7 protein-coding genes and 1 pseudogene are annotated in these 8,788 nt (G+C 65.7%); 7 read left to right on the top strand and 1 reads right to left on the bottom strand.

The window, feature by feature from the left end:
• Positions 1–2,698 (bottom strand): DNA polymerase III subunit alpha (gene dnaE / locus Q0716_RS10275; protein ID WP_299022936.1); only part of this gene is annotated, 2,698 nt, incomplete at its 3' end.
• 300 nt (positions 2,699–2,998) lie between these two features.
• Here dnaE and galE point away from each other — a divergent pair.
• The 7 genes and pseudogenes from galE to Q0716_RS10310 form a co-directional block, all read left to right on the top strand.
• Positions 2,999–4,030 (top strand): UDP-glucose 4-epimerase GalE, encoded by a 1,032-nt coding sequence (galE, locus tag Q0716_RS10280; RefSeq protein ID WP_299022939.1) that lies wholly within the window; start codon positions 2,999–3,001, stop codon positions 4,028–4,030.
• Positions 4,027–5,259, top strand: a complete 1,233-nt coding sequence (locus Q0716_RS10285; protein ID WP_299022942.1) for a nucleotide sugar dehydrogenase — start codon at positions 4,027–4,029, stop codon at positions 5,257–5,259. Before galE ends, Q0716_RS10285 begins: the two co-directional genes overlap by 4 nt.
• Positions 5,256–6,281, top strand: coding sequence for an NAD-dependent epimerase/dehydratase family protein (locus tag Q0716_RS10290; protein ID WP_299022945.1), 1,026 nt, complete (start codon positions 5,256–5,258; stop codon positions 6,279–6,281). The genes Q0716_RS10285 and Q0716_RS10290 overlap by 4 nt, the downstream gene beginning before the upstream one ends.
• Before the next feature lie 55 nt (positions 6,282–6,336).
• Positions 6,337–6,588, top strand: coding sequence for a type II toxin-antitoxin system Phd/YefM family antitoxin (locus Q0716_RS10295; RefSeq protein WP_299022949.1), 252 nt, complete (start codon positions 6,337–6,339; stop codon positions 6,586–6,588).
• Positions 6,585–6,971, top strand: coding sequence for a type II toxin-antitoxin system VapC family toxin (locus tag Q0716_RS10300; RefSeq protein ID WP_299022951.1), 387 nt, complete (start codon positions 6,585–6,587; stop codon positions 6,969–6,971). Before Q0716_RS10295 ends, Q0716_RS10300 begins: the two co-directional genes overlap by 4 nt.
• A gap of 16 nt (positions 6,972–6,987) precedes the next feature.
• Complete coding sequence (locus Q0716_RS10305) at positions 6,988–8,538, top strand: ATP-binding protein (RefSeq protein WP_299022953.1); 1,551 nt, start codon at positions 6,988–6,990, stop codon at positions 8,536–8,538.
• Positions 8,539–8,565: 27 nt separating this feature from the next.
• Positions 8,566–8,788, top strand: a pseudogene (locus Q0716_RS10310) (Vi polysaccharide biosynthesis UDP-N-acetylglucosamine C-6 dehydrogenase TviB); the annotation flags it as partial.

The following is an 8,788-nucleotide window of genomic DNA, read 5'->3' on the forward strand; positions in this document are numbered from 1 at the left end:
CACGGCTGCGATCGACCCGGCTGCACAAGTCGAACAAGCTGGCAAACGGGCCTTCGACCGCGCCGCGCGGCCCGACGCCGTGGCCCTGGCGCGCCGCCACGATGGCCTCGATCGCCTGCTGCCCCGTGCCCTTGACCGCGCCCAAGCCGTAGCGGATGGTGTGGTCGTCGATGGGCTCGAAGCGGTATGTGCCCTCGTTGATGTCGGGCGGCGCGAACCGGATCCCGAACGTGCGCGCATCGTCGACGAGCACCTTCAATTTGTCGGTGTCGTCGATTTCGATCGTCATGTTGGCGCAAAAAAACTCCGCGGTGTAATGCACCTTGAGCCACGCCGTGTGGTACGCCAACAGGGAATACGCCGCCGCGTGCGATTTGTTGAACCCGTAGCCGGCGAACTTCTCCATCAAATCGAAGATTTCGTCCGCCTTGGTCTGATCGATGCCTTTTTTGGCCGCGCCCTCGCGAAAGATTTCGCGGTGTTTGGCCATTTCCTCGGGTTTCTTTTTGCCCATGGCCCGGCGCAGAAGGTCGGCACCGCCCAGTGTGTAGCCTCCCAACACCTGCGCCACCTGCATCACCTGCTCTTGGTAGACCATGATGCCGTAGGTCTCGGCCAGCACCGGCTCCACCAACGGGTGCGGATATTCCACCGGCTCGCGCCCGTGCTTGCGCGCCACGAAGCTCGGAATCAGGTCCATTGGCCCGGGACGGTACAGTGCGTTGAGCGCGATCAAGTCCTCCAGCCGCGTCGGCTTGGCCTCGCGCAGCATCGCCTGCATGCCGCGGGATTCGAACTGGAACACCGCCTCCGTGCGCCCTTCCTGGAATAGCCGGTATGTCTCAGCATCATCGAGCGGAATGCGCTCGAACGCAAAATCCCGCTGGCTAGGGTGTCGCGCCACGATGAATGCCTTGGCCAACTCCAAAATGGTCAGCGTCGCCAGACCCAGAAAGTCGAACTTGACCAGACCGACGGCCTCCACGTCGTCCTTGTCGAATTGGCTGACCGCCGCGTCGCTGCCGGGCTGTTGGTATAGCGGACAAAAATCGGTCAATTTGCCCGGGGCAATCAACACGCCCCCGGCGTGCATGCCCACGTTGCGCGTAAGGCCCTCCAGCTTTTGCGCCAGTTCGATCAACTGGCGCACCTCCTCTTCTTTTTGCACGCGCTCGGCCAGCAGCGGCTCCATTTCCAGCGCGTAGTGGTTTTTGTCGCCCTCCGGCTTGGGGTTGGGCGGGTATTGCAGCGTGACACTCATGCCCGGTTTGTTGGGCACCAGCTTCGAAATGCCGTCACAAAACCCGTAGGCAAAATCCAGCACCCGCCCCACGTCACGGATCGCCGCGCGCGCCGCCATGGTGCCAAAGGTGGCGATCTGGCTCACCGCCTCGCGCCCGTAGCGGGTTTTGACGTATTCGATGACGCGATCGCGGTTTTCTTGGCAGAAGTCGATGTCGAAGTCCGGCATCGACACCCGCTCGGGATTCAGGAAGCGCTCGAACAGCAGGTTGTAGCGCAGCGGATCCAGGTCCGTGATCTGCAGCGCATACGCCACCAGCGACCCCGCCCCCGACCCCCGCCCCGGCCCCACGGGGCAGCCATGGGTCTTGGCCCACTGAATGAAGTCGGACACGATCAAGAAATAGCCCGGAAACCCCATTTTTACGATGGTGTCGAGCTCGAATTCGAGCCGCTGCACATAGCGCGGGCGCTGCGCAGCACGCTCGGCTTCGTCGGGGTATAACTGCGCCAGGCGCTGCTCCAGCCCGTGCAGTGACACGTGGCGAAAGTAGGCTTCCGTGTCCATTTGCCGCCCATCCACCGCCGGAATCGGAAAGTCCGGCAGGCGCGGCTTGCCCAGCGTCAGCGTCAGGTTGCAGCGGCGCGCGATTTCCACCGTATTGGCCAGCGCCGCGGGCAGATCGGCAAAGCGCTGTGCCATCTCGGCCGCCGACAAAAAATACTGCTCGCGCGTGAAGCGCCGCACCCGGCGCGGGTTGGCCAAGATCTCGCCCTCGGCAATGCACACGCGCGCCTCGTGCGCCTCGTAATCGTCTGGCGCCAGAAACTGGATCGGGTGCGTGGCCACCACGGGCAGCCCCAGACGCGCGGCCAGCGGCACCGCCGCCTGCACATGGCGCTCGTCGTCGGCGCGGCCGGCGCGCTGCACCTCCAGATAAAACCGGTGCGCAAACACCTGCGCCAGCCGCAGCGCGACGTCGGCCGCCCGCGCCTCGTCACCCGCCAGCAGCGCCTGCCCCACCGGGCCCGCAGCCGCACCATCGAGCACGATCAGCCCCTCGTGCCGCTCCTGCAACCAGGCCCACTGCACATGCGCCTGCTCGCGCACCACGCCGCGCGTCCACGCGCGCGACAGCAGCTCGCACAGGTTCAGGTAGCCGCGCGCGTTTTGCACCAGCAGCAGCACGCGCGGCACCACCGGCTGCGGCCCCGCGCCGCCCGCCACGCGCGCGTCCACCCCCAGCCCATCCAGCCAGACCTCCGCGCCCAGAATCGGCTTGACGCCCGCTGAGCGCGCCGCCTTGTAGAACTTGATCGCGCCAAACAGGTTGCTCAGGTCCGTGATCGCCAACGCGGGCTGCCCATCGGCGGCCGCCCGCGCCACCGCATCGTCCACCCGGGTGGTGCCATCGACAATGGAAAACTCGGTGTGCAGGCGCAGGTGAACGAACATGGGCGAGGATTGTAGGCGGCAGGGTCGCGATAATGTCGCCATGTCTTCTTCCGCCCCGGCCACCCCCTCGGCCACGCATTGGTACCTGGTCCACACCAAGCCCCGGCAAGAGGCGAGCGCTGGACTACCTGCAGCGCGAAGTCCGGGTGGCCGTGCCGGTGGGTGCGCTGCGCAAGGGTTAGGCGCGGTTACAATCCTGCCCAAAAAAGGGGGGGTCGCCGTGCACAGGAAATGCACCGCGATCTGCGGTAGCCTGGGCGAAAGACGCCAGCCCCTTCCGTCGAACGACCAAGACGAGACATGAATCTTCTCCTCACCGGCGGCCTGGGCTACATTGGCAGTCACACCGCCGCCGTGTTGCAGCAGGCCGGCCATCACGTCGTGCTGCTCGACAACCTCTCCAACAGCAAGCTCGACGTCGCCGACCGCATCGCCCGCACCACCGGCACGCGCCCGGTGACCGAGGTGGGTGACGTGCTCGACACCATCCGCGTGCGCATGGCGCTGCGCCACTACCGCATCGACGCCGTGGTGCATTTCGCTGGGCTCAAGGCGGTGGGCGAATCGGTGGCGCAGCCCCTGGCCTACTACCACAACAACGTCGCCGGCACCGTCAGCCTGCTGCAGGCGATGGCGGCCGAGGGCGTGCGATCGTTGGTCTTTTCCAGCAGCGCCACCGTTTACGGGCAGCCGCAGTACCTCCCGCTGGACGAATCCCACCCCACCAGCGCCACGAATCCCTACGGCCGCACCAAGCTGCACATCGAGCAAATGCTGCACGATCTGGCCGCCAGCGACGCCACGTGGCGCATCGCCATCCTGCGCTACTTCAACCCAGTGGGGGCGCACGCGTCGGGCCTGCTCGGTGAGGACCCCAACGGCATCCCCAACAACCTCATGCCCTACATCGCGCGCGTGGCAGCAGGCCAACTGCCCCACCTCAACGTGTGGGGCAACGACTACCCCACGCCCGACGGCACCGGCATCCGCGACTACCTGCACGTCATGGACCTGGCCGAGGGTCACCGCGCCGCGCTCGAACACCTGCAGCGCACCACCACCCCGTGCGACGTGTTCAACCTCGGCACCGGGCACGGCACCAGCGTGCTGGAGATGGTGCGCACCTTCGAGCAAGCCACGGGCCAGTCGGTGCCCTACCGCATCGCTCCGCGCCGCCCAGGCGACGTGGCCGAGTGCTGGGCCGACCCCACCAAAGCCCAGCGCGTGCTGGGCTGGCGCGCCGAGCGCGGCTTGCACGACATGTGCGCCAGCACCTGGGCCTTCACGGCCGGCCAGCGCAGCGCCTCTGCCCCGCATACCCTCGCCGTATGAACCCGTCCCTACCCTCCCACCACATCGCCGTCGTCGGCGCGGGCTATGTCGGCATGGCCAACGCGCTGCTGCTGGCGCAGCACCACACCGTCACCGTGGTGGACATCAACCCGCAGCGCGTGGCCCAACTGCAGGCACGCCAAAGCCCCGTGGCCGACGCGTTGGCCGACGAGTTTTTGCAGCGGCCCGATTTGCGCCTGCATGCGAGCACCGACGCGGCCGCAGCGCTGGCCGACGCCGACGTGGTCTTCATTGCCACCCCCACCGACTACGACCCTGCCACCAACGCTTTCGACACCCGCAGTGTCGAAGCGGTGGTGGCCCAAGCGCTGGCCGCGCACCCCAGCAGCACCCTGGTCATCAAATCCACTGTGCCGGTGGGCTTTACGCAGCGGCTGCGGCAACAGCACGGCACCGACCGCATCGTCTTTTCGCCGGAATTTTTGCGCGAGGGCCAGGCGCTGGCCGACAACCTGCGCCCCAGCCGCATCGTGGTGGGCGACCGCGGTGCGCGCGGCCAGCTCGTGGCCGACCTGCTGCACCAAGGCGCGCACAAGGCCGACGTACCGGTGCTGCTCACCGATCCCACCGAGGCCGAGGCGATCAAGCTCTTTGCCAACACGTATCTCGCCATGCGCGTGGCGTTTTTCAACGAGCTCGACAGCTACGCCGCCGCCCACGGGCTGGATACGCGCCAGATCATCGACGGCGTGTGCCTGGACCCGCGCGTGGGCCGCGGCTACAACAACCCCAGCTTCGGCTACGGCGGCTACTGCCTGCCCAAAGACACCAAGCAGCTGCTGGCCAACTACCGCGACGTGCCGCAGAACCTGATCGCCGCCATCGTACAGGCCAACGCCACGCGCAAAGACTTCATCGCCGACGACGTACTGCGCCGCCTGCAGGTGCTCTGCGCCGATGGCGAGCCCGCACGCCACGGACGCGCCCCTACGGTGGGCGTGTACCGCCTGGTCATGAAGCAAGGCTCGGACAATTTCCGCGCCTCGGCCATCCAGGGCGTCATGAAGCGCATCAAGGCCAAAGGCGTGCCCATGATCGTCTACGAGCCCATGCTCGAGGGCGAGCACTTCTTTCACTCGCCACTCGTGCGCGACCTGTCGGCCTTCAAAGCGCAAGCCGACGTCATCCTGGCCAACCGCCTCCACCCGGATCTGGCAGACGTGGTGCACAAGGTTTACACGCGCGATTTGTTCGGGGCCGACGCATGAAAGTTTTCATCACCGGCACCGCCGGCTTTATCGGTTTTCACCTGGCGCGGCTGTTGTTGGCCGAGGGCCATACCGTCCACGGCTACGACGGCATGACCCCCTACTACGACGTGCGGTTGAAACAACGCCGCCACGCCATGCTGCGCGAATTTCCGGCCTTCGTCGCCACCGAGGCCATGCTGGAAGACCTGCCCGCGCTGCAGGCTGCCGTGCAAGCCGCGCAGCCCGACGTCATCGTGCACTTGGCCGCGCAGGCTGGCGTGCGCTACAGCCTGGAAAACCCCGCCGCCTACATCGACGCCAACCTGGTCGGCACCTTCCACCTGCTGCAGGCCGCCGTGCAGGCCCGCCCGCGCCATTTGCTGCTGGCCTCCACCAGCAGCGTCTACGGCGCCAACACCCACATGCCGTTTGCCGAAGGCGACAAGGCCGACACCCCGCTCACGCTCTACGCCGCCACCAAAAAGGCCAATGAGGCGATGAGCCACGCCTACAGCCACATCCACGGTGTGCCCACCACGGTGTTTCGCTTCTTCACCGTCTACGGGCCCTGGGGCCGGCCCGACATGGCGCTGTTCAAATTCACCAAGGGCATCTTGGACGGCACCCCGATCGAGATTTACAACCACGGCGACATGCAGCGCGACTTCACCTACGTCGACGACTTGGTGCGCGCCATCCGCTTGCTCATCGACGCCATCCCACCCGCGCCCGACGCCCGCACGCCCGCGCACGGCTGGCAGCCCACCGAGGGCGACACGCTCAGCCCCGCGGCGCCATGGCGCGTCGTCAACATCGGCAACAGCCAGCCCGTGCGGCTGCTCGACTTCGTCGATGCGATCGAGGCCGAAATCGGCCGCCCCGCCATCCGCCACTACCTGCCCATGCAGCTGGGCGACGTGCCCGCTACTTGGGCCGACGCCAGCCTACTGCAGCGCCTGACCGGCTACCGCCCCCAAACCCCCGTGCGCGAAGGCGTGCGTGCATTCGTGCAGTGGTACCGTACCTTTTACTCAGGATGACAACGGTCGGCACCGATGCTAGCATTGGCCAAGCCAGACCAAGACACTCAGCCCCATGCCTGCGATCAACATGCTCCAAGCAAAGTCGTCACTGTCTCGACTGGTCGAGGCCATCGAGACCGGGCGCGAGCGCGAAATCATCATCGCCCGCAACGGGCGCCCTGCCGCCAAGCTGGTCCCCATCGATGGCACGTCGCCGAGCCGACGCATCGGCGTGGCTAAGGGTTGTTTCCAGGTGCCTGACTCCATCGATACCCATAACGACGAAATTTCACGTCTGATGACCGGTGACGCAGCCGCCGCATGAACCTGCTACTGGATACGCACGTGGCACTGTGGGCCCTCATCGACAGCCCCAGACTGTCTGAGAAAGCGCGGGAGCTCATCTTGTCGCCACGCGCCACCGTATGGGTTAGCGCTGCCTCCGTTTGGGAGATTGCCATCAAGCACTCCCTGGGTCGCGGCGATATGCCAATTTCTGGCGCGGACGCGTTGAGCTATTTTCTCGAAGCTGGCTACCGCATACTACCCATCGAGGCCGAGCACGCAGCCGCCGTGGAAACCCTGCCGCCACACCATCAAGACCCCTTCGATCGCTTGCTGGTCGCGCAAGCTCTCGTCGAGCCGATGCGGTTACTGACACACGATGCCCAGGTGTCACGCTACAGCGACACGATCATCCGCGTCTGAAGCGAAGTACGCACCCATGACCCGTCGCCCACTGCCCATCGGCATCCAGACCTTCGCCAAGATCCGCGAAGGGGGCTACTACTACGTCGACAAAACCGCCTATGCGCTTCGGCTGATCGAATCGGGCTCGCACTACTTCCTCTCCCGCCCGCGGCGCTTTGGCAAGTCGCTCTTTCTGGACACACTCGCGGAACTCTTCGCCGGCAACGAGCCGCTCTTTCGTGGCCTGACCTGCCACGACCAGTGGGATTGGTCCAAGAAGCACCCCGTCATTCGGATCAGCTTCGGTGGGGGGCGGCTCGCCAGCCGCGAAGGGTTGGAAGCCCACATCGCCGACGAGATCAACGCCAACGCCCAACGCTTGGGGCTAGACATACTCGCAGCCGCTGACAACCACCTGCGCTTTCGCCACCTGATTCAACAGGCCGTCAAGCGCCACGGCCAGCGCGCCGTCGTCTTGGTCGATGAATACGACAAACCCATCCTGGACAACCTGACCGACCCCGAGGTGGCGCGCGCCATGCGCGAGGGCTTGCGCAACCTGTACTCCGTCATCAAGGATCAGGACGCGCACATCCAGTTCGCGTTCCTGACCGGGGTTTCCAAGTTCAGCAAGGTCTCGATCTTCTCGGGCCTGAACAACCTGCGCGACATCACCGTCTCGGCGGAGTATTCGGCCATCTGCGGCTACACCGAAGCCGACCTCGACGCCGTTTTTGCCCCGGAGTTGGAAGGGCTCGACCGTGACGAGATCCGCCGCTGGTACAACGGCTACCGCTGGTTGGGCGAGTCGGTCTACAACCCGTTCGATGTGCTGCTGCTGCTGCAAGAGCGCACCTTTCGCGCTTACTGGTTCGAAACCGGCACGCCCACGTTCCTGGTCGATCTGCTGCGCAGCCGCCAGACGTTTACCCCGCAGCTCGATGCACTCTATGCCAGCGACCAGCTGCTCAACGCCTTCGACGTCGAGCACATCGGCACCGAAGCGCTGCTGTGGCAGACGGGCTATTTGACGATACAGGACGTGCGGCGGCGGGGCGCACGGGCCGACTACCGGCTGGGCTACCCCAACCAAGAGGTCGAGAGCGCCTTCAACGAGGCGCTGCTCCTGGCGCTCACCCCCAACCCCAGCACCACCAGCGCGCACATCAGCCGCTTGTACGACCTGCTGCAAACGCTGGACTGGCCCGCGCTGCGCGCGCACTTCGAATCGCTCTTTGCCAGCATCCCCGCCGACTGGTACCGCGCCAACCCCGTGCTGCACTACGAGGGCTACTGGGCCAGTGTCTTTTACTCGCACCTCGCCAGCCTCGGGCTCGACCTGACGCCGGAAGACGTCACGAACCAAGGCCGCATCGACTTGACGCTCAAACTGCCGCAGGCCATCGTCATCATCGAGTTCAAGCGCATCGACGGCGACGCCCCCACGGGCGAGGCGATCGCCCAGCTGCGACAGAGGGGCTACGCCGACAAATACCGCGCCGACGGCCGCCCCATCTGGTTGCTGGGCGTGGAGTTCAGCAGCGCCACGCGCAATGTGGTGGGGTGGGAAGTGGCGCAAGCCTGAAACGCTTTCCACGAAAGAGGCTACCCAATGAACCTCATTGGACAACCCATCGCCGTCATCGGCCTCGGCTACGTCGGCCTGCCCTTGGCGGTCGAGTTTGGCAAACGCTACCCTGTCACCGGCTTTGACATCAAACCCGAGCGCATTGCCGAGCTGCAAGCGGGGCGCGACAGCACACTAGAAGTACCGCCGGAAGAACTGGCCGCTGCCACCCAGCTGCACTTCACCAGCGACCCCGCCGCGCTACGTA

This window comes from uncultured Tepidimonas sp. (assembly GCF_938045175.1).
Lineage (GTDB): Bacteria > Pseudomonadota > Gammaproteobacteria > Burkholderiales > Burkholderiaceae_C > Tepidimonas.

Bases quoted from the DNA above. Each gene is read 5' to 3' on its own strand.
- galE (WP_299022939.1), top strand. From the start codon at position 2,999: ATGAATCTTCTCCTCACCGGCGGCCTGGGCTACATTGGCAGTCACACC.
- Q0716_RS10285 (WP_299022942.1), top strand. From the start codon at position 4,027: ATGAACCCGTCCCTACCCTCCCACCACATCGCCGTCGTCGGCGCGGGC.
- Q0716_RS10290 (WP_299022945.1), top strand. From the start codon at position 5,256: ATGAAAGTTTTCATCACCGGCACCGCCGGCTTTATCGGTTTTCACCTG.
- Q0716_RS10295 (WP_299022949.1), top strand. From the start codon at position 6,337: ATGCCTGCGATCAACATGCTCCAAGCAAAGTCGTCACTGTCTCGACTG.
- Q0716_RS10300 (WP_299022951.1), top strand. From the start codon at position 6,585: ATGAACCTGCTACTGGATACGCACGTGGCACTGTGGGCCCTCATCGAC.
- Q0716_RS10305 (WP_299022953.1), top strand. From the start codon at position 6,988: ATGACCCGTCGCCCACTGCCCATCGGCATCCAGACCTTCGCCAAGATC.